Source organism: Paenibacillus sp. 203 (assembly GCF_037027525.1).
GTDB lineage: Bacteria > Bacillota > Bacilli > Paenibacillales > Paenibacillaceae > Paenibacillus > Paenibacillus polymyxa_B.
Genome location: NZ_JAXCHD010000005.1, coordinates 497,951 through 518,543, shown reverse-complemented (window position 1 = coordinate 518,543; position 20,593 = coordinate 497,951). Strand labels below are relative to the sequence as shown.

20 protein-coding genes are annotated in these 20,593 nt (G+C 45.0%); all 20 read right to left on the bottom strand.

Features of this window, described 5'->3' with window-relative positions:
* Window positions 1-80: 80 nt before the first annotated feature.
* A complete protein-coding gene (gene glyS, locus WA407_RS14745; protein WP_336077657.1) occupies window positions 81-2,156 on the bottom strand; it encodes a glycine--tRNA ligase subunit beta in 2,076 nt (691 codons plus the stop codon).
* Window positions 2,149-3,036, bottom strand: a complete 888-nt coding sequence (glyQ, locus tag WA407_RS14740; protein ID WP_023989480.1) for a glycine--tRNA ligase subunit alpha — start codon at window positions 3,034-3,036, stop codon at window positions 2,149-2,151. The genes glyS and glyQ overlap by 8 nt, the downstream gene beginning before the upstream one ends.
* Before the next feature lie 403 nt (window positions 3,037-3,439).
* Entirely contained in the window at window positions 3,440-4,192 is a 753-nt protein-coding gene (gene recO, locus WA407_RS14735) for a DNA repair protein RecO (RefSeq protein ID WP_013311133.1), read from the bottom strand.
* Between the two features lie 42 nt (window positions 4,193-4,234).
* On the bottom strand, window positions 4,235-4,372 hold the full coding sequence (locus tag WA407_RS14730) for a YqzL family protein (protein WP_013372137.1): 138 nt from the start codon (window positions 4,370-4,372) through the stop codon (window positions 4,235-4,237).
* 516 nt (window positions 4,373-4,888) lie between these two features.
* Window positions 4,889-5,791: a GTPase Era gene (gene era, locus WA407_RS14725; RefSeq protein ID WP_029517791.1), complete on the bottom strand. Its 903-nt coding sequence runs from the start codon at window positions 5,789-5,791 to the stop codon at window positions 4,889-4,891.
* A 49-nt stretch (window positions 5,792-5,840) separates the two neighbouring features.
* Window positions 5,841-6,215 carry a diacylglycerol kinase family protein gene (locus tag WA407_RS14720; protein WP_039272277.1) on the bottom strand — a complete coding sequence of 125 codons (375 nt, stop codon included), beginning with the start codon at window positions 6,213-6,215 and terminating at the stop codon, window positions 5,841-5,843.
* Window positions 6,215-6,712 carry an rRNA maturation RNase YbeY gene (ybeY, locus tag WA407_RS14715; RefSeq protein ID WP_336077655.1) on the bottom strand — a complete coding sequence of 166 codons (498 nt, stop codon included), beginning with the start codon at window positions 6,710-6,712 and terminating at the stop codon, window positions 6,215-6,217. Before ybeY ends, WA407_RS14720 begins: the two co-directional genes overlap by 1 nt.
* Window positions 6,713-6,767: 55 nt before the next feature.
* On the bottom strand, window positions 6,768-9,014 hold the full coding sequence (locus tag WA407_RS14710) for an HD family phosphohydrolase (RefSeq protein WP_039272278.1): 2,247 nt from the start codon (window positions 9,012-9,014) through the stop codon (window positions 6,768-6,770).
* 95 nt (window positions 9,015-9,109) lie between these two features.
* Window positions 9,110-10,081 (bottom strand): PhoH family protein, encoded by a 972-nt coding sequence (locus WA407_RS14705; RefSeq protein WP_029517794.1) that lies wholly within the window; start codon window positions 10,079-10,081, stop codon window positions 9,110-9,112.
* Window positions 10,082-10,087: 6 nt separating this feature from the next.
* Window positions 10,088-11,281, bottom strand: a complete 1,194-nt coding sequence (yqfD, locus tag WA407_RS14700) for a sporulation protein YqfD (protein ID WP_336077654.1) — start codon at window positions 11,279-11,281, stop codon at window positions 10,088-10,090.
* Complete coding sequence (yqfC, locus tag WA407_RS14695; RefSeq protein WP_029517796.1) at window positions 11,278-11,571, bottom strand: sporulation protein YqfC; 294 nt, start codon at window positions 11,569-11,571, stop codon at window positions 11,278-11,280. Before yqfC ends, yqfD begins: the two co-directional genes overlap by 4 nt.
* Before the next feature lie 378 nt (window positions 11,572-11,949).
* The gene (locus WA407_RS14690) at window positions 11,950-13,359 is read right to left on the bottom strand and encodes an amino acid permease (RefSeq protein WP_336077653.1); all 1,410 of its coding nucleotides are present in this window, start codon (window positions 13,357-13,359) and stop codon (window positions 11,950-11,952) included.
* Window positions 13,360-13,778: 419 nt separating this feature from the next.
* Window positions 13,779-14,357, bottom strand: a complete 579-nt coding sequence (locus tag WA407_RS14685; RefSeq protein WP_235309343.1) for a hypothetical protein — start codon at window positions 14,355-14,357, stop codon at window positions 13,779-13,781.
* Between the two features lie 44 nt (window positions 14,358-14,401).
* On the bottom strand, window positions 14,402-15,403 hold the full coding sequence (gene floA, locus WA407_RS14680; protein ID WP_039272282.1) for a flotillin-like protein FloA: 1,002 nt from the start codon (window positions 15,401-15,403) through the stop codon (window positions 14,402-14,404).
* 43 nt (window positions 15,404-15,446) lie between these two features.
* Window positions 15,447-16,814 carry an NfeD family protein gene (locus WA407_RS14675; RefSeq protein ID WP_336077652.1) on the bottom strand — a complete coding sequence of 456 codons (1,368 nt, stop codon included), beginning with the start codon at window positions 16,812-16,814 and terminating at the stop codon, window positions 15,447-15,449.
* A gap of 280 nt (window positions 16,815-17,094) precedes the next feature.
* The gene (locus tag WA407_RS14670; protein WP_013311146.1) at window positions 17,095-17,538 is read right to left on the bottom strand and encodes a GatB/YqeY domain-containing protein; all 444 of its coding nucleotides are present in this window, start codon (window positions 17,536-17,538) and stop codon (window positions 17,095-17,097) included.
* 16 nt (window positions 17,539-17,554) lie between these two features.
* Window positions 17,555-17,728, bottom strand: a complete 174-nt coding sequence (rpsU, locus tag WA407_RS14665; RefSeq protein ID WP_005547957.1) for a 30S ribosomal protein S21 — start codon at window positions 17,726-17,728, stop codon at window positions 17,555-17,557.
* A 171-nt stretch (window positions 17,729-17,899) separates the two neighbouring features.
* A complete protein-coding gene (locus tag WA407_RS14660) occupies window positions 17,900-18,259 on the bottom strand; it encodes a histidine triad nucleotide-binding protein (RefSeq protein WP_025722131.1) in 360 nt (119 codons plus the stop codon).
* Window positions 18,260-18,421: 162 nt separating this feature from the next.
* Window positions 18,422-19,765, bottom strand: coding sequence for an aminotransferase-like domain-containing protein (locus WA407_RS14655; RefSeq protein WP_336077651.1), 1,344 nt, complete (start codon window positions 19,763-19,765; stop codon window positions 18,422-18,424).
* A 329-nt stretch (window positions 19,766-20,094) separates the two neighbouring features.
* Entirely contained in the window at window positions 20,095-20,499 is a 405-nt protein-coding gene (locus WA407_RS14650; protein WP_254330583.1) for a hypothetical protein, read from the bottom strand.
* Window positions 20,500-20,593: the final 94 nt, after the last annotated feature.

The window sequence follows — 20,593 nt, the reverse complement described above, 5'->3', positions numbered from 1 at the left end:
ACGGCTGCAAGATTACTCTCACACCGTTCCGTATATTTATACCCATTTTTTCAAGTTGTTCATACTATCACAACTAACGTTTAAACTACAAGCTTGGAAAAATCGGCAAAACGCTTCAGTTCTGAGTCAATAGCAGCCAGCAATGCCAAACGATTATTACGAACAGCATCATCCTCAGCCATAACCATAACGGAATCAAAGAATGCCGTCACCGCAGGGGTAATGGATGAAGCAAGCGCTAACGCTCGTGTCGCATCACCTTCCCGTAAAGCTACGCTATAAGATTCATAAGCGCTAGACCATGCTTCGTAAAGCGTTTTTTCGCCTTGCTCCGTAAACTCACTCGTATTAACTAACTTATGCACTGCTTTAGCAGCCAGATTGCCTACACGATTAAAGGATTCAACTGTTGCTTTGAATACCTCACCTGTTTGTACAGCAGTCATTAATGCAGTTCCGCGGTTAACAACGGAAGCAACATCGTCATATCCAGCTGCAAGCACAGCATCCACAACGTCATAGCGAAGTGTCTCAGACAATAGTTTCTTCACCCGTAATCCGAAAAACTCATGTAATTCTTTACGTATTTCATCTGCGGAACGTTTCATATTTCCAAGGTTGCCGTGCACATCGAGCGCGATATTGAACACATCAGATAACGTAGCCGAAAGCTTACGATCCAACAAGATCTGCACAATACCTGCTGCCTGACGACGAAGCGCGTAAGGGTCCTGTGAACCTGTTGGAATAATACCGATGGAGAAGCATCCTGTAATGGTATCTATCTTGTCTGCGATACTTACAATCGCTCCAGTATTCGTTGAAGGAACCGTTTCTCCTGCATAACGCGGTTGGTAATGCTCAAACACCGCTCTCGCCACTTCTTCCTTCTCTCCAGCCTTACGAGCATAATCCTCACCCATCACACCTTGCAGTTCAGGGAACTCATATACCATTTGTGTTACCAGGTCAAATTTACAAATATCCGCTGCTCGACTAACCGATTCCTGTGTATCTGAGGAAACGTGAAGTTTCTCTGCCAGAGCATCAGCAATACGGCGAATTCGGCGCACTTTGTCTCCAACCGTTCCCAGCTCTTCGTGGAAAACGATACTTTCCAGTTTGGAGAGTGCATCTTTAATTTCCAGCTTCTGATCTTCTTCATAAAAGAATTTGGCATCAGACAGCCGCGCACGCAATACTTTTTCATTCCCTTTAGCAATGACTTCCAGCGATTGACTTCCTCCGTTACGTACCGTAACAAAGTATGGCAGTAGCTCTCCTGTGCGATCCAGCACTGGGAAATAGCGTTGATGTTCACGCATGGAAGTAATGAGTACATCCTTCGGAATGTTCAGGAACGCAGGATCAAAACCTCCGAACAGTACTGTTGGGGTTTCCACCAAATACAGCACTTCTTCCAGCAGATCATCCTTGACCGCAATCGTCCAATCTTTTTCGGCAGCCAGCGCTTCAATTTGCTTTACAATAAGCGTTTGACGTTCCTCAATGTCCACAATGACATGCTGCTTGCGAAGTACTTCAACATAGTCAGCTGGACTTGCTACAACGGCATCCTGTCCCAGGAAACGATGCCCTCTTGTCACATTTCCTGACTTCACGCCAGCAATCTCCAAATTAACAATATCGTTACCAAACAAGGCAATCAACCAGCGGATCGGACGAACAAATTTAAAGTCATAACTTGCCCAGCGCATGAATTTAGGGAATGTCATGGCATGTAAAATGTGCAATAAACCTTCGGATAGTACATCCGCTGTTGGTACACCTATGCTGCTCTTAGTGGCGTAAATATATTCCACGCCTCCAAGCTCCTTGAATGTGAACTGTTCAGGATCAACACCTTGGCTGCGAGCAAAGCCTAGTGCAGCCTTGCTCCAGTTACCAGCTTCGTCGAGTGCGATTTTGCGGGAAGGACCTTTAACTTCTTCGTTAATATCTTCTTGCTTCTCCGCTACTTCCTTGACAAGTACCGCCAAACGGCGAGGTGTAGCATAAGCCTCTACAGCACCATAAGCAATACGCGAGCTGTCAAGCCACGCCGTCATACGCTGCTTCAACTGCTGAATCGCATTCGGGATAAAACGTGCAGGGACTTCTTCCAACCCGATCTCAAACAATAAATCCTTAGACATTTGCCGCACCTCCTTTCTTCAACAGCGGAAAGCCCAGCTTCTCGCGCTCCTCCAGATAGGTCGCAGCCACCTGACGCGCCAAATTACGTACTCGTATAATAAACCCAGTCCGTTCCGTCACGCTGATCGCTCCGCGAGCGTCCAGCAAGTTGAACGCATGAGAACATTTCAGCACATAATCATAGGCTGGAAATACAAGATGCTGCGCCATCGCTTTATTTGCCTCTTCTTCGTACATATTAAAAAGAGTAAAGAGCATTTTGACGTCAGATACTTCGAACGTATACTTGGAATGCTCAAATTCAGGCTGGTGGAAAACATCACCGTACGTGATTCCATTGACCCACTCCAAATCGAACACATTCTCCTTGTCCTGGATGTAGGAAGCAAGACGCTCCATACCATACGTGATTTCTACGGCAACCGGACTGGCATCAATACCGCCCACTTGCTGGAAATAGGTGAATTGGGTAATTTCCATACCGTCCAGCCATACTTCCCAACCTAAGCCCCACGCTCCCAACGTCGGTGCTTCCCAGTTGTCTTCAACGAAACGAATATCATGCTCCAGAGGGTTAATGCCCAAACGGCTCAAACTCTCCAAATACAATTCTTGAATGTTATCCGGTGAAGGCTTCAAAACTACTTGGAACTGATGATGCTGATACAGGCGATTCGGGTTCTCACCATAACGTCCGTCTGACGGACGACGAGAAGGCTCAACATAAGCTACATTCCACGGCTCAGGTCCGATCGAACGTAAATACGTCATTGGGTTCATCGTGCCTGCCCCTTTTTCCGTGTCATACGGCTGTACAATAATACAGTTGTGTTCTGCCCAAAATTGTTGCAGCGTTAAAATCATCTGCTGAAAATTCATTGGTACACGCTCCCTTTCTACTTCCCTCAAATGTTGGTGATTTCTTCTCATTAAGCTCGTATGTACAGGGCTATTTTATCCCAAAAGCCTTGCTAGAGACAGCAAAAAGCCCCCGCCTCTACGCCTGTACAGACGTAGGGACGAGAGCTGACTCCCGCGGTTCCACCCTACTTGATTGCGATCCTACATCACCAATCAGATCGTAATCCTCTTTTCCGTGTCCATTCAGATGCTCCCGAGTGCCTTGTTCACGAAGAATTCCCGCTGGGCTTACACCGTCCCCAACTCGCTAATTACAGAGAATACATCCCGCTACTTTCTCGTTCAATGCATCTGCTCCCGAAGGAGATATATAGTAGGATATTACACGTTTTCAGCAATACAGTCAAGAGAATAGGGCGTTTCACATATCGTACTTGTCGAGCTGATCCAAGAAATTGCGGGATTTCAGCTTGACCTCCAACTGCATATCCATGAACTGACGCATGACATGTTTGATCTCCAGCTTAGTGGAGTCCTTCACGTCAATGTTGCCGAGCCGATTCAAATCCATTCTGGCGAACAAGCGCAGCAACTTCAATGTACGTGGAGTCACGCTCAATGCAGCTGGATCAAAATGCTTGTAGCTTCGGCACAAAACTCCGCCTAACCTCGGACTGACAAACATATCTTCATCAGCACATTGTTGACCACTTGAAATACATGCATCCAGCTGAGGAGCATATCCGGCCGCCTGCAATATTTTAAATTCATAAATACTCATGACGATCAGCGGATCTTTGCCACTCTCCAGCGCCTCCAAACATGCTTTTAGCTGCTTAAACCAGAACGCACCTGTTTCCTCATCCTGTAACACCCGATCGAGTAATTCACAAGCATAAGATGCGTAAGCAGCCTTAGTAATATCCTCGCGCAATGTATGGTGGGATTGGATGATTTCACCGGCATTCAACGTGCCTAAGCCTGTGTTTCGAAAAAAAACAAATTCACCGTACGTAAACGGCTGCGTTAAAGCAGCGTGACGGCTTTTGGACTTTTTTGCACCTCTGACCAGCACGCCTGCTTTGCCTCCGCTTTCGGTGCAAAGCGTAATAATTTTGTTCCCCTCACCGTAATCCATGCTGCGGATGACGATTCCTTCCACCCTGTAAAGCATGCCTCTTCCCCCAAACATTCGCGAAGAAGCCAGTGGCTTGTACTATTCACGGGCTTCTTCATGCTCGTCCGACTCTCCCTCATCCGTGTCTTGCTCCCTTGTCACGGCGCTCTCCCGATATAACAGATACGCACCGACATCTCCAGTCATCGCAAAATACTTCCACGAAAAATCTCGCAATTGTATTCATCCTTTCTTCGGAAATGACGTTTGCATCTCAAAAATAGGATGATGCGAGGAGGGGAGAAGTATGCGATGAAATAAATGGATTGCGTTAAAAAAGGCTGCTGTATGTAGATTGGAATGCCGCTTCGCAAATGATTTGATCTTACGATCGCTGTTACCCCCGAATTTATTTGAATGTACAAACATACAAAGGGTTAAATTCGGGGGTAAAGGCGAACGCTATCGCTTCTTCAGTTTCAAAGCCTTCGCTCCGCTACAACGTGCATACAGATAACCTTTTTTAAAACGTTCGTTATTTCATCACTCGACGAAAAGGGTAAAAAAGAGCAAGAGTTAAGCGCCGCATATGCGCGGCGCTTTGAATGACTAGAAGACTGTTACTTATCTCAGTCATAGAGATCGGACGGCTTTTTTATGATGCTTACAACAACTATGCATATTTATTTAATATCCATTTTTTTAGCCTCAATAAACCCTTGAACTAAAGTAACGTAGAATCGAATTCTGTTTTTAAGCGTCGCGATGGAAGCCAAGGTCACGAAGGACGCGTTCCTGGTTGCGCCAGTCTTTTTTTACCTTAACCCAAAGTTCCAGGAAAATCTTGGAACCTAGCAGGTTTTGGATATCCTGGCGGGCCTGTTTACCCACCTCTTTGAGCATGGCTCCCTGTTTGCCGATAATGATCCCCTTCTGGGAGTCACGCTCTACAAAAATAACAGCCATAATATGCACTACCCCATTATCCTGCACTTTCATGTCTTCAATCATAACCGCAATAGAATGGGGTACTTCCTCACGTGTCATATGCAGAATTTTTTCCCGTACCAACTCGGCAATAACAAACTGTTCAGGATGGTCGGTAATTTGATCATCCGGATAATATTGCGGACCTTCTGGCAAGTATTTTTGCACCTGCTCCAGCAGGGTGTTTACATTGTTGCCCATTTTGGCCGAGATCGGTACGATTTCTGCAAAGTCGTACAACTTGCGATACTGCTCAATCAGGGGCAACAACGCTTCCGGCTCAATGCGATCAATTTTATTCAGCACCAAGATAACTGGCGTTTTTACTTGTTTAAGCTGTTCCGCAATAAAACGGTCGCCACCGCCTAGGCCTTCAGCAGCGTCAATAAGAAAAAGTACCGCTTCTACTTCACCCAACGTATTAAAAGCAGTCTGATTCATGTAATCGCCTAATTTTGACTGGCGCTTATGAATCCCGGGTGTATCCAAAAATACTATTTGCGTGTCCTCTGTAGTAAATACGCCGTGAATTTTGTTGCGTGTAGTTTGTGGCTTGTCTGACATAATGGCGATCTTCTGCCCAATGACGTGGTTCATCAGTGTTGATTTTCCGACATTGGGTCTGCCAACAATTGCGACAAAGCCTGATTTAAAGTGTTTCTTAGCCATTTCATTTCCTCCAGCGCGATTAAGCACCTATTTTATTTTGGTTTTTCCATTAAAACAGCGAACTAATTAACGTCAACATAGGCCTATAAAACACAAATATACCAATAATTACAGCAAAAACCGCTGCCAGGAGCACGGCTCCGGCGGCGGTGTCTTTAGCCGCTTTGGCCAGCGGATGAATATCAGGTGAGATGAGATCCACCGCTGCTTCAACAGCGGTGTTGAACAGTTCGGCTACAATGACTATAGCGATAGCCACGCAGACGAATAACCAGTCGAGCCGGGAGATGTGCAGAGTTAAGCCTGCTACAATGACAAGGAACGCCACGGCCACATGTATCCGCATATTTACTTGCGTACGCAGAGCATACATCACGCCTTCTGCCGCATAGCGAAAGGTCATTCTCCAAGGCTGACGTCTCATTACCTTGTCAACCCCGCTTGAGCCAGTACAGCTTCCTGTTTGCCCATCATTTCAGCTTCACTCACATCATCCTGATGATCATAGCCTAACAGATGCAGAAACCCGTGAACAAACAAAAAACCGATTTCACGCTCAATGGAATGTCCGTATTCTTCGCTCTGAGCTTGCGCTGTCTGTACAGAGATTATAATATCCCCCAGAACATCTGGTACATCATTCAATGAATTTTCTTCATTCGGTTCGTAAATAATTTCAAGCTCTTCATCCAGTGTCTCCTTCATAGCAAAAGACAACACATCGGTGGGACGATCAATTCCCCGATAGTCCCTGTTCAACTCATGAATTTGCTCATCATTAACGAAGGTAAGGGCGACCTCACCGTCTATGACTCCCTCCACTCTGCCTGCCTCCTCTAATAAGGTGTTCAGCAGCGTAATTAAAGATTCGTTAATTACCATATCGTTTTGTTCATTATTCCAAGCTAATTGAAGGCCCATGCCAACCGCTCCTTTTAATTCTAGTGCTCTACCCGTGCTTCATGCACAAGTTATATTAAGCTTTTCCGTTTTCAGACTTGGGCCTTTCCTCTGGATACTCAATACGGGAATGGAAAATCCCCATTACTGTTTCCTTGAGGGTTTGAGCCACGATATCAAGCTCCCGCATGGTCAGCTCGCAGTCGTTAAATTGGTGATCATCAAGACGGCTCTTAATAATTTTCTCAATCATGGATTCAACCTGTTCCACCGTCGGCTTCCGTAAGGAACGAACTGCTGCCTCCACACTATCAGCAATTCCCACCACAGCAGACTCTTTAGACTGAGCCTTCGGTCCCGGATAACGGAAATCATCCTCCGTGAAGTCAGGCTCCACCCCCCGCTCTTCAGCCTCACGCAACGCCTTGTGATAAAAATAGTGTAAGAATGTCGTTCCGTGGTGCTGCTCGGCAATATCGCGAATTGGCTTGGGTAGCTTGTAATCCAATTGCATTTCCACGCCGTCACGAGCATGGGCGATAATGATGGATTTGCTAAGCTTGGGCTCTATTGAATCATGTGGATTTTCCAACCCATTTTGATTTTCAATGAAGTACGAAGGCCTCTTGGTTTTACCAATATCATGATAATACGAACCAACCCGGCACAACAAGCCGTTTGCTCCTATAGCCTCCGCTGCGGCCTCTGACAGATTACCCACCATTACACTATGATGATACGTTCCAGGTGTTTCCGTAAGCAGCTTACGGAGCAATGGATGGTTGGGATTCGACAGCTCAACAAGCTTCAGTGCCGACAAGATACCAAAAGTAGACTCAAAAAATGGCATTAGCCCAATAACAAGTATTGCTGTTATCAGACCGCCTGCAAAAGCAAAAGCTACCCCATAGAGCGTCGTCGTTTGAGTCCAATTTCCTTGGTCAATCAGTGCCAAAGAAAAAACAGACAGGGCACCGAACAGGCATACCATAATCGCCCCTTTGAACAGTGTTGAACGCTGGCTGGCTCGATGGGTAGAGAAAATCGCTGCCAGACAGACCACAATAGCAAAAAACCCAAAATTAAAGTCAAAAATTTGTCCCTGACGGACATTCAAAATAACACTTGCCAATATACTGAATATAACGGCACATACGAAAGCCAACGACATATCAAGCAACAGCGTTACGAGCATAGCTCCAAGCGCGATAGGCGCCAGATAGCCGAGATAGGAACGTTCACTGTTCTGCAGTATGGAAATTAACATCATTGCTCCCACTGTAATCACAAAGATTAATACTAGCATGAGCAACTGCGCATTATTATACTTGAAGTTTCGTGTTCGTGATTGAAATTGACGAATATACATAAACAGACCCAATGCCAGCATCATAGACAACATCAGCAGCCCAAATTGTGGCCAATAATTGATTTTATCCTTGAGCAATTCATTTTCATCAAGCAGTGTATAGATTTCCTGGGTAATAATCTCACCCTTCTTGACGAGTACTTCACCCTGTTTAATGTAAACTGTCGGTGTATCTTCACGAGCCTGTACCTTGGCGTCCTTCGTAGCTGTATCATCATAAAACTTGTTGGCGGTAATCACAAGCCTTGCAAGTTCCTGAACAACCTCCCGTGAAGTACGCTTAGTAAGCGAGCTTGTACTAACCCGCTCAGCTACTTTCGCTCGGGCTGTCTGAGCATCCGTAATTTGATCATTCATCAACCCTGTCACAATCTCACGGGCAACAGGCCGCATTTCAGCAATATCCTCAGATGTAAGGCGCGGAATTTTAATGAATGTCTCCTCTGGAATTCGATACGTTTGCTCTTTCGTTTTTTCCAGCACTTCATCCAGCAGCTTATCTGGGTAGGCATCCGCATTACGGCTGTTATTCACAAAATTTTGCACAAATTCCCGTGCACGTTGCGGAATCTCATCCTTATAAATCGAAATCTTATCTGCTCTGGAAACCTGATCATCCTGATTGAGCCGTTCAATTCGATCCAAAATACCAGTAATCAGGTTATCGTTGCGAACGGGCACAATGGTATACATGGGCTGCACACGTTCAGCTGATTCCTCTTGAGCCTTCAAAGTCGCCTTACTGTTAGGAAGCTGCATCGGGGCGACAATTTCCTTTTCACTCGGTTGATTTACCCGAATATCATAACGCTCGGGAAGCAGCTTGGACGCAAAGCCTACATAAAAAAGAACCACCAAAAATAAAAACAGAAGATAGCGTGTCGCCACGCTATACTTCCATCCATTCATTCTATGCTGGAACGTTTTCCCTTTAGATAATTCCTTCGAGGTCATCTAAAACAATCCCTCTCCATCATCTTTTTCAAGGCAGCTACACTGCTCATTTTATACTTTTTCTGATCGTACACACCATACTTGTACTTGAATGGCTATCCTTGATTCTCGGCAACACGGTCATAAGCAACAATGATTTTTTGAACGAGGGAATGACGGACAACATCCTCTTCTGCAAACTGGACAAAGCCTATTTCCTCAATCCCTTGTAAAATCGCATTCGCTTCAATCAGACCGGATTTTTTGCCACGAGGCAAATCAATTTGCGTGACATCGCCGGTAATGACCATTTTGGAGCCGAAGCCAAGTCGAGTCAAAAACATTTTCATTTGCTCGGGTGTGGTGTTTTGCGCTTCGTCCAAAATAATAAATGAATCATCCAGCGTACGTCCCCGCATATAAGCCAAAGGAGCAATTTCTATTAACCCGCGCTCCAGTGCCTTTGCAGTCTGCTCTGGGCCCATCACGTCGTATAGTGCATCATACAATGGACGTAAATACGGATCAACCTTTTCCTGTAAATCCCCTGGTAAAAAACCTAAATTTTCACCTGCTTCCACCGCAGGACGAGTCAGTACAATGCGCTTAACTGAACCTTCCTTCAGAGCAGCTACGGCCAGCACTACAGCCAGATAGGTTTTACCAGTACCCGCCGGGCCAATTCCAAATACAATATCGCGTTTCTTAATCGTGGTTACATAGTGCTTTTGTCCAATCGTTTTGACGCGAATCGGTTTACCCCGAAACGTCGTCGTAATTTCACCCTTGAACAAATCGAGCAGCTGATCAGCGCGCAAATCTTTGGCCAATTCAATCGCATAATGGACATCCCTTTCGGTCAGTATATACCCATTGCGAATTAACTGGAGTAATACATCGAACAATTGTTCGAGCACTTCCACCTCGTGTGCATTACCAAAAACATTAACTTCTGCCTCACGAGATGCTATTTTTGCTGGAATAGCGGCTTCGATTAATTTTAAAAAGGAATCCTGCGGGCCAAATAACGCCTGTCCTTCTCCCGCATTGTTCAATGCAATTTGTATGCTGCGTTGTTGTTCTGCCAAATAGCCTCATTCTCCTTGGTTATGAACTAACGGAAGTTCTTCCGCAATATCCTGCTCCACTTCAAAAAGCACTTTCATATAAACTTTACCATTCTCTCTCTTCTCATGCAAAATTTTTTGGCTCATTATTTTCGTTCCTTTGCCGTATTTAGCTAAAATATCAGCTCGCGCGCCTTCTATTCCTGACATTTTCGCTTCTGCTTCCGTAAGCTTCTGCTCTTGTATCTTTGTCTCCCTCACACTTTCGGTCATCCAACCCATTGGAAGTTTGTAGGAACGCCAGGTTAGCGGATCATGTTCAACTGTTGTTTTATGTGTAGAATAAGGTATTTTCCCATATCCCCACAATTGTATCGCACGGTTGCCTAACACCAGATACAAGCGGTCGTGACTTGTACCTGTATACGTGCTGCTGCGTTGCACCGTGGGACTGCTAATTTCGTATTCATGCCATACAAGACCCTTAACCTCTCCTTTGGCTACGACCTGCTGCTGATTCTCCTCATCTCCAAGCGTTCCCGAGATGAGAATGGCTCCTTTTTTGACACGCGTATTTTTATGCACGACAGGACGACCCTGCTCGGCAAAAATTTCAGTGACTACCGCGTCTGCCTTACTGATGATATGACGTGGGCTGTAGAGCGGCGCAGGGGTAGGCTGTGAAGCTTCAACAACCTGAATCGTCACCAAAGCACCCTGTTTTTCCACACCGATCCAGGATGCCTCTGGAAGCTTCTGCATGAGCGCACGGGAAAGCTTGTCTTGACTGGAAAGCCGAAAGCTCCATTGAAACGGATACAGCCCCTCCTGTCGGGCGGCTTTGAGAACGGATTCCGTCGAGAGCTTATCATTCCCCTTCACTTCAATGTCCCAGATAAGCGAAGACATCAGCAGGAGACCTACCCAGAACAAAGCCAATCCAGCCAGAAAAAATTTACGTTTGGCAAGTCGTATAACAGTAAAGGGAAGCCCTTGCCGCTTCAGAACATGCATTTTACAGCCTGTCCTTCTCAAAAGCGGGCGTAGGAGGAAGACGTGCGGCAGCAGAAGGTTCATTTCTGCATGTCTAGTACTCATCGGCCGCACGTTCCAAACAGGTATATGTTGATCGGTGAGTAAATTAATGAAATCTTCCACACTTTCGCCCTTGACAGCAAGGGTAACCGTGCCATGCAGCTTTGCTAAAGCAGGATGTTTCACGAGCCTTCCTCCGTTCCTTCCATTTGGATATCCGTTATATGTCCCTCCACACTTACCTGCTCTGGCAGAATAGACGTAATGACTAGATCATGGCCGGACACCCTCAGCCTGCCTTGCGCAAGTGCAAGTACGAGCTGATCCGGCGTGAAATCCACCACGCCCCGGTGATTCTCCACATAAAGCTGGCGGCTGCCGATGAGGGTTAACCGCGGCAAGTCAAATAGAATGTCCTGCGGAAGCTCCAGCGTCTCGCTGGCCCACTTTCGCAGTTTGCGGCTCATCCTGCTCATACGGCGAAATCTCCTTTCCCGTCATCAAAACATCTGTTATCCAATGGCTCATAGTTGTTTTGATGACAGCACGCTGCTATTTTTTCATCTTCTGTTATTGCCATTCGGACCCATAGATGTTTCATGGCAGCTACGCTGCTGGCTTTTCATCGTATATTCTTATTATCAGTGAACACCATTACAGCAGCGCCACAGATATCTGTTCTGTACATTTTATGATCCAGTCCCCGCATTTATGAGGCTAAACTTACAATTCGTAGCTGCTACTATATTGCAGAGGCAAAAGATGGGTTCTTTCAAAATTCACACCAAAAAAGCCAACCTCGTTTTCATATCGAAAATAAGGTTAGCTTTTTTGATTTTCATTATATGACACGGTTATTTCTCGGTATCTCGATTCAAAAGAGAGTTTTTTCTAGAGTATGAGAAGTAAACAGCCATACCAATGACAAGCCAAATCATAAAGCGAATAAATGTCTGACCATTCAAATTAAGAATGAGCACCCCACATGAAACGATAGCCAGGATTGGAATATACGGAACTCCAGGACATCGGAAGGCCCTTGGCAAATCAGGTTTTGTTTTTCTCATAACGATGACGGCGATCGAAATCAGAATAAATGCTGACAGGGTTCCAATGTTCACCAAACTAGCTAACTCATCTAGCGGGATCAGCCCACCCATTAATGCAGATAAAGTACCGAAAAACAACGTGTTAATGTAGGGCGTTTTATATTTGGAATGAACCTTGGATAATACTTTGGGGACTAAGCCGTCACGTGACATAGCAAACATAATGCGAGTTTGACCATAGAGCATAACCAGCATGACCGTTGTCATTCCTAAGATAGCTCCTATATCTATAATACCTGCAACCCAGTTCTGACCTGCAACCTGCAATACCAATGACACAGGGTGAGAGATACCTTCAAATTGCATAAACGGTACTATACCAGCCATAATCGCGCTAACAACGACATACAAAAATGTACAAACAACAAGTGAGAAAATAATGCCTCGCGGTAAATCACGAGCGGGATTTTTGGTTTCTTCAGCCGCTGAAGAAACAGCATCAAAACCAATAAAAGCAAAAAACACAAGAGCTGCGGCTCCAAACACCCCACTGAACCCAAACGGTATAAACGGTGTCCAGTTATCTGGCTTCACATATTTAAAAGCAACGATGATAAACAATAAAATAACAACAATTTTTACGATTACCATGATGTTGTTTATCCGTTTTGATTCTTTTATCCCAAAATAAAGCAAGAACGTGATACCCATCAAAATTAAAAAAGCTGGGAGATTAAAATAAGTCATTTGGTCTTTTAAAGCCCCAGGTGCAGCAGTGAATTCAAGCGGAATATGAAGGCCAATTCCATTCAAAAATGATACAAAGTAACCCGACCAACCTGCGGAAACGGCGCTGGCTGCCAGCATGTATTCCAAAATCAAATCCCATCCAATAATAAAGGCCAATAGTTCCCCCATCGTTGCATATGTAAAAGTGTAAACAGAACCGGATACTGGAACAGTAGATGCAAACTCCGCATAAGCCAATGCTGCGAACAAACAGGCGAGTCCCGCAATCACAAAAGAAAGAACCAAGCCTGGACCAGCTGTAACTGCTCCCGTACCTGTCAACACAAAAATCCCCGTTCCAATAATGGCTCCAATTCCAAGCATCGTTAAATCAAACATACCCAGTTCCCTTTTGAGTGCTTTTTCCCCCCGCGTAGCAGCAATCAACTGATCAATGCTCTTCTTTCTGAACAAGCTATTCCCCATCCATTCCATCCTCCTAAAAATTAATTTTTCATTTTTATAACCTTGTTTATCACCTCAATTTAAATCAAATTTTAGCTAAATATGGAGTAAATTTCATAAGTATCTATCATTGAAAACATTATATATAAAAAAGAAAAAATGAAAACTGCTTTCGGAAAGCTTCATTCATATTGTTACATTTGATCATTTCTCACGAATATATTTTCATAAATGAGGCCCTAAATTAGACAAAATGCCACCATTTTAGATGACAGCAAATGTTAGAAACCTAGGGCACACAAGAGATTATCACATTCGTTGTCAGGTAATTAGAGCATTTTTCGTTAATTCACTTTTTATTCTGAGCATGCTTATGTATTCCTAAAGCATCACAAAAAAAGATCCGCCACAGCCAAAGCCGTGACGGATCCACTATCATTTTAACGTCTTCCTCCACCCATGTAGCGCTTAGAACGCGGAGGACCTAATATCTCTGCCCAAATCACACCTCTGCGCAGATCAGCCGTACCCACCGCATTACGGTCTTGCGAAGCTATCTCTGGCGCATCTGTAATTTCACCTGACTCCCTCGCGTTGGATATACGATCGAGACGGGCTAAAACCAATCTACGTTCTTCTTCCATAGCACGGATCCGATCCTCTAGAGTCGAACCGTTATCTAATGAATCCCGGTTCATCCGTTCTTCCGTTTCCGACCGATCGCCCACTTCTTCTATACGACGAGCTTCCATAACCGCCCGTCGTTCATTAGGAAATTGACGTTGCAACTCACCAGCAACATCCTGCTGGCGCTGCTCTTGCCCATGTTCCGTTGTGAAGGGTCTGGATGACGTCGAGAGCCCGCGAGAACCCTGATCCCCCCCAAAGGTAGGCATACCTTTTCGCGGCGGTGATTTCCGCCCTGTACCTTGGATGCTTTTCCCCAAGAAGGACACCAAAGCAAAGCCAATCACGATCAGGATATACAAATGTTCAAAGATCCAGCTGATAAAGTTCATTACTCACCACCTAGCTGCCGTCATTCATCGGCTATGTCCCGTTATTAATCCCGGTTCTTGTTGTCATTCCCCGAGTTCTCATTCGGTTTGCCTAAGGAGCTACGCATTTGCGTATCTGCCTCAATATTTTTCAAATTCATATAGTCCATGACGCCAAGCTTCCCGCCACGCAGCGCTTCAGCCATTGCCAGCGGCACTTCGGACTCGGATTCCACCACGCGTGCTCTCATTTCTACAACACGTGCCTTCATTTCCTGCTCCTGCGCTACAGCCATCGCACGCCGCTCTTCCGCTTTTGCCTGCGCAATACGTTTGTCCGCTTCCGCCTGCTCTGTTTGTAGAAAAGCACCGATGTTTTTACCTACATCAACGTCCGCAATATCAATGGACAAGATTTCAAATGCTGTCCCGGCATCCAAACCTTTGGACAATACAGTTCTTGAAATTGAATCTGGATTCTCCAATACGTCCTTATGCGAGTTACTGGAACCTACGGTTGTAACAATACCTTCACCGACCCGTGCAATAATCGTTTCTTCTCCGGCACCCCCAACAAGTCGATCAATGTTGGCACGCACCGTAACACGAGCTTTAACCTTTACTTCGATACCATCCTTGGCTACCGCAGCCACAATAGGTGTCTCAATAACACGCGGATTAACGCTCATTTGGACCGCTTGCAGAACATCCCGTCCCGCAAGGTCAATCGCTGCCGCACGTTCAAACTCAAGCGGAATGTTAGCTCGCTGCGCAGCAATCAACGCATTGATCACTCGGTCTACATTCCCTCCTGCGAGAAAATGGCTTTCCAGCTGGTTGATGTTCAAGCCCAGACCCGCCTTGGTTGCCTTAATGAGCGGATTGACAATTCGGCTTGGCGTGACGCGCCGTAACCGCATAGCTACCAGCGTAATGATACCAATGCGCACACCCGAAGCCAATGCTGAAATCCACAGCATCACCGGGAAGAAACTGAAAAATACGCTCAATACAATAATCACTACAACGGCAATCAGCAAAACGCTGACAATACCTGATTCGAACACTCGCATCATCCTCCATTAATCTAATTCTTTGTTGTTTACTTGTTTAGACGCTAGTGTCTGCCTTGACCACAATACGCCCACCTTCTACTTTGGATACTATAATCGGCATATCTGTAGCAATAAACTCGCCGTTCGTTACAACATCGACTCGCTCATCAGCGATCAGCACCGTTCCGGCTGGACGAAGTGGTGTCAGACTGACACCCCTTTGACCTAATAGCATTTCCCGGTTCACAACTGAAGAAAAACCTTGTTCAGCTGTTAAACTTTCTTTAAGTATAAAACGGTTCCATATCCCTCGGTCCTTGAATACAACCGCGATGATCGCCACCACGGCAACCGCAGCTGCAAAGGCAATGCCCAAAGATATAAACGCGTGCTGCATGTTGTATGCTGCGCGAACAACTCCGACGACAAGGCTGACTGAACCCAAAATGCCCAAAATACCAAAGCTTGGGATGAACATTTCAAGGATAAGCAGAGCCAGACCGATAATAAACAACAACCACGTCTCCGAACCTGCAAAACCAGCGATATAATTGCCGAAAAAATACAACCCAAACCCGAGTATGCCCAAAATTCCCGGTACACCAAAACCGGGTACGAGCAGCTCAATAACGACACCCGCGATACCGATAAATAAAAGCAACGTCTGCACAATTGGGTTGGTCAATATCTCGGCTGCTTTTTCAGCCCATGTTTGCTCCACATGAATTACATCATCCGTGCTGTAACCCATCCACTGGATAACTTCTTGTTCGGAAGACGCGATGTGATCTGCATAACCCAACTTCAGCGCTTCCTCACTGGTTAAAGAAATGATCTGACCATTTTCCTTATTAAAGTTCATCTCTGGAATAGATATGGTCGTTTTAGAGTCAACCATACCTCTGGCAATATCCGGATTACGTCCTCCAGCTTCTGCGGCAGATGCCATGCTACTCTTCCACCAAGCTATCGTTTTTGGATCTGTGATAGCCTGCCCCCTGCCGTCTACTAACGCTGCTGCTCCGATAATACTCCCCGGTTTCATAACAATCTTGTTTGCGCTCAACGCAATATAGCTACCCGCTGAGGCCGCTTCGCCCCTTATATAGGCTACGGTCGGAATTGGACTGTCTTTAATCAGTTTGCCCAGCTTCTCCGCTGTATCTACCCGTCCACCGGGAGTGTTAATATCCAGTAAAATCAGACCTGCTTTGAAATCTGCTGCTTCTGCAAATCCACGTTCCATAAATTTGCCCAGACCTTGCTCAATTTCCTGATCAACTGGTATAACAAACACTGCTCCACCTTTAGTTTGGGCCGCCGCTGATTCGGAATGAACTAAGGGTAACAGCAAAACGGATACCATAATCCACAACGTTAAAAAGATCAATTTGCGACTGGAGTGGTGATGTTCTCTATGCATTTCTCTCCCCCCTTTCGATCTTTCTATGTTACAGCATACCAAACTTTGTTAGACAAACTATACAGTTTTCAGGATTTAATGTGAAATTATTGGGTATATTGCTAATCCTGACGGCTGTCAGATACTTTACGCACCCAACAGACATCACGTTTCACACAATTAGCGCTAACGCTTACATATAAGAATCTTCTCATCATTACATTCTATGGTGGGCATTGCATATATAGAAATAACACCCTCTGTAAACAGAGGGTGTTGTGTTTTCCTGTTTGTCGCAGGTTTATTGCAGAAATTGCTGAACCGCTTGGTTCACGAGCTTACCGTCAGCGCGGCCTTTTACCTTAGGCATCAAGGCCGTCATTACTTTCCCCATCTCGGCTTTCGAAGAAGCACCGGTTTCCTGGATGGTCTGCTGTACAATAACTTTAATTTCTTCCTCAGAAAGTTGTTCGGGAAGGTACTGAGCGATGATCTCTATTTCTGCTTTAGTGCTTGTCGCAAGTTCATCACGACCGGCTTTTTCAAATTCATGGAGGGCATCTTTTCGCTGTTTGATCTCACGACTCAGAATATCAAGCACTTCGTTGTCGTCCAAATCCCGTTTCAAATCTATTTCAAGATTTTTAATCGTAGAACGAACCATTCGAATGGTGGAGAGTTTGAACTTGTCCTTACTCTTCATTGCTTGCTTCATATCTTCGTTCAATCGTTCGCTCAAATTCATGATTGCTTAGATCCTCCTAGAACTTTCTCTTACGAGCAGCCTCGGACTTTTTCTTGCGCTTTACGCTTGGCTTTTCATAATGCTTGCGTTTCTTCACCTCAGCCAATACGCCATCCTTAGCAATGGAACGTTTAAAGCGACGAAGTGCAGCATCAATTGTCTCGTTTTTGCGAACTTTAGTTTCAGACACCAGTTTTCCCTCCCTCCGACCAGACCGTCCAAGAGCAATAACACGGTTCATCAAATTTTATTATAGGTGAAACGGAAACCAGGTGTCAACCTATAAGAAAAAATGAATACATAAAGGGCCATTTTTCTCCATTCACTTCCGTATTACTGAAAAGACAAGCTCTGTCATTTTTTAAGAATGTGAGTCCGAAATACCTGTCAAGGCACCCAATTTGGCGCCGCCCAGTAAGTGATAATGCAGATGCCCCACCGCTTGTCCACTATCTGGGCCACAGTTGTTAATCAACCGATAGCCAGACTCAGCGATTCCTAACTTTTTCGCAACCTCAACCGCAACACGATGAATCTCCGCGATAAGAGGAAGATCCTCCTCCGTCACAGCGTTCATCGAAGGAATATATTTTTTGGGAATAATGAGCACGTGTACTGGCGCCGCAGGCTGGATGTCATGAAATGCGAGCACATTGTCGGTTTCCAACACCTTTTTGCTGGGGATGGTTCCATCCACAATTTTCAAAAACAGATCGTCCATTCAAAACCCTCCTTTGGCAGTGAGCCGATCATAAGTAAATAGGCAAAAACTGCCCTTGCTCTCGGCATTCAAAGTTATGTATTTCCCGCACTGAATAGAAACATATACAGCCATGTTTGGTTATACTTATGTTTCTATATGTATCATAACGGAAAAAGGGTCTTAATACCAGTTTCCCTTACTAACTTCCTCTATAATAGCTTTCACCCCTGCATCAATTTGATCCAACTGCGAGCGCGAAATACTTATGCGCAAAAACTTCTCTTGTTCCCTATAGCCTGACAAATAAAAGCCTTTCCCAGCTACAACCTGGATGTTCCTCGCGGAAAGACACTGTACCAAACGTTCCAAATTCACCGTCCGAGGCAGTTTAAACTGCATATAAACTCCTGAGGTTACAGCTGAAGTCTGAACGTATCCGCCCTGATTGTATCGTTCCACAGCCTTGTTAAGAGCACGAACGCGCTCCGAATACAGTTTACATATCGTGTGCTTGTGGCGTTCATACATTCCATTTTTAATATAAATATCAAGCGCCGCCTGAGACAAAATAGATGTGTCGACATATCTTTTATAGGTATTAAACGTCTTCAATAGGGATTCTGGCAATACCGCAACTCCTAATCGTAAGCCGGGGAAAATGATTTTCGAGAAGCTTTTCAAATAAATAACATGGTTCGTCTGGTCGTATGCATAAATGGGATCAAAAAGATGATCGGTCCCCAAATCTGCCATATAGTCATCTTCTACAATGTACACATCATATTTGGCGGCTAAGGCAGCTATCGCTTTTCGCTCCTCTGTGTTGTAAGAGACTCCTAATGGATTATGATATCTTGACATGGTATAAAAAAACTTGATGCTCTCGTTCTTAAATTGGTTCTCCAATTCGTGAAAATCCATACCTTCCGCTGTCCGGACGATGGTACTGACGGGTATGTTCTCTTCCTCCAGAAAACGCAAATATATATCGTAACTTGGCTGCTCGACCAAAACCTTTTCTTTGCCATTGGGAAACGGCATTTTAGCGAGTATCTCCAATGCCTGCTGAACACCCGAAGTAACGATAATCCGATCCATTTTTGCAAACACCTGAGTATCGGCTAAATGGGAAACCAATGTATGACGCAGTGTTTCCAGTCCTTGCGAATCACCATAGGTGAACAGATGATATTTGTAGGTGTCAATAGCCTGATTCAAACAATGTTGGAAATCCAGATAAGGGAATACATTCAAATCGGGGGAGGCCGAAGCAAAATCAACGAAGTCTTGCATATGGCTATGGTGTAAATCGCCCGAATTTTCCACTACATAGTATCCACTTTGCGGTATGGAATAGATGGCGTGTTTCTTTTCAAGTTCAGCGTATGCCCGCAAAATCGTGCTTTTGCTGCACCTGTATAATTCAGAAGCCTCACGGACCGACGGCAGCTTGTAACCTGATTTATATTGTCCCTCGCGAATTTTAAGTTCTATATCCAATAAAATTGAAACGTATTTTTTCACAATATCCTCCCACCTGCTCTTTACATACTCATTACATGCTCATTTCATTACATGCTTATTCCGTCTTATGTTTCTTTACACGCTAGATGTTACCATGGTTTATGGATAAACAGGATACCTCATTTCATTGAACTGTACTGATACAGTTTCAATTATTGGATCATATTTGGGATGGTTTACGTGAAAAAGAGGCTGTTTCTTCATAATGGAAGAAACAGCCTTGCATGGTGATGATGTATGGATGCGCCTTAAAGTCACTTGTACTGTACAAGAACTGTAGGCGGGAGAGAGCAGAGAATTCACTATATCTGGCGACTAAGGAATTAGGATTAGTAATAAGGCAGCAAGCTAATCGCTGTCAACGCTGCAAGTGGCAGAATCAAACGATTAAAGCGACGGCGTCCGTATGGGAACCCATATGCATAAGCGGGTACTGGATACGGGTACGGATACGGGTACGGAGGATAAGACGCATAGCCACCATAAGCACGGGAGCCGCAGCCACAATTGTTAGGTGGATATGGGAGATTAACATTGACTTTCTCCATCTCGTCTCCACCCATAGGAACGGCTAAGTATATCTTTTCATCATCCACATGCTCTACAATGCCATCATACATTGTCCCGTCCTTCACCCATACGCATACATAACGATGCATATGCTTTTGACATAGTGTTTTAGCATCCGTCTGTTCCGGTGCTGTAACTTTTTCGGTCGTCATGCTTTTTTCCATGGTTGTTTCCTCCTAGGCTCTTGCATGTATACCGTATGTTATTCAAAAACGGGCTATTTGCTACATCAAATTGGGCGAATTCCGGCTTGCAAAA

What these genes read in the sequence shown, in the direction of transcription:
- WA407_RS14720 (WP_039272277.1), bottom strand. Translation starts at nt 6,215, where the DNA reads ATGAGACGTCAGCCTTGGAGAATGACCTTTCGCTATGCGGCAGAAGGC.
- recO (WP_013311133.1), bottom strand. Translation starts at nt 4,192, where the DNA reads ATGCTTTACAGGGTGGAAGGAATCGTCATCCGCAGCATGGATTACGGT.
- glyQ (WP_023989480.1), bottom strand. Translation starts at nt 3,036, where the DNA reads ATGAATTTTCAGCAGATGATTTTAACGCTGCAACAATTTTGGGCAGAA.
- ybeY (WP_336077655.1), bottom strand. Translation starts at nt 6,712, where the DNA reads ATGGGCCTTCAATTAGCTTGGAATAATGAACAAAACGATATGGTAATT.
- WA407_RS14650 (WP_254330583.1), bottom strand. Translation starts at nt 20,499, where the DNA reads ATGGAAAAAAGCATGACGACCGAAAAAGTTACAGCACCGGAACAGACG.
- WA407_RS14670 (WP_013311146.1), bottom strand. Translation starts at nt 17,538, where the DNA reads ATGAATTTGAGCGAACGATTGAACGAAGATATGAAGCAAGCAATGAAG.
- WA407_RS14710 (WP_039272278.1), bottom strand. Translation starts at nt 9,014, where the DNA reads ATGACCTCGAAGGAATTATCTAAAGGGAAAACGTTCCAGCATAGAATG.
- WA407_RS14690 (WP_336077653.1), bottom strand. Translation starts at nt 13,359, where the DNA reads ATGGGGAATAGCTTGTTCAGAAAGAAGAGCATTGATCAGTTGATTGCT.
- WA407_RS14660 (WP_025722131.1), bottom strand. Translation starts at nt 18,259, where the DNA reads ATGGACGATCTGTTTTTGAAAATTGTGGATGGAACCATCCCCAGCAAA.
- WA407_RS14685 (WP_235309343.1), bottom strand. Translation starts at nt 14,357, where the DNA reads ATGAACTTTATCAGCTGGATCTTTGAACATTTGTATATCCTGATCGTG.
- WA407_RS14675 (WP_336077652.1), bottom strand. Translation starts at nt 16,814, where the DNA reads ATGCATAGAGAACATCACCACTCCAGTCGCAAATTGATCTTTTTAACG.
- glyS (WP_336077657.1), bottom strand. Translation starts at nt 2,156, where the DNA reads ATGTCTAAGGATTTATTGTTTGAGATCGGGTTGGAAGAAGTCCCTGCA.
- yqfC (WP_029517796.1), bottom strand. Translation starts at nt 11,571, where the DNA reads ATGAGCAGGATGAGCCGCAAACTGCGAAAGTGGGCCAGCGAGACGCTG.
- era (WP_029517791.1), bottom strand. Translation starts at nt 5,791, where the DNA reads ATGGCTAAGAAACACTTTAAATCAGGCTTTGTCGCAATTGTTGGCAGA.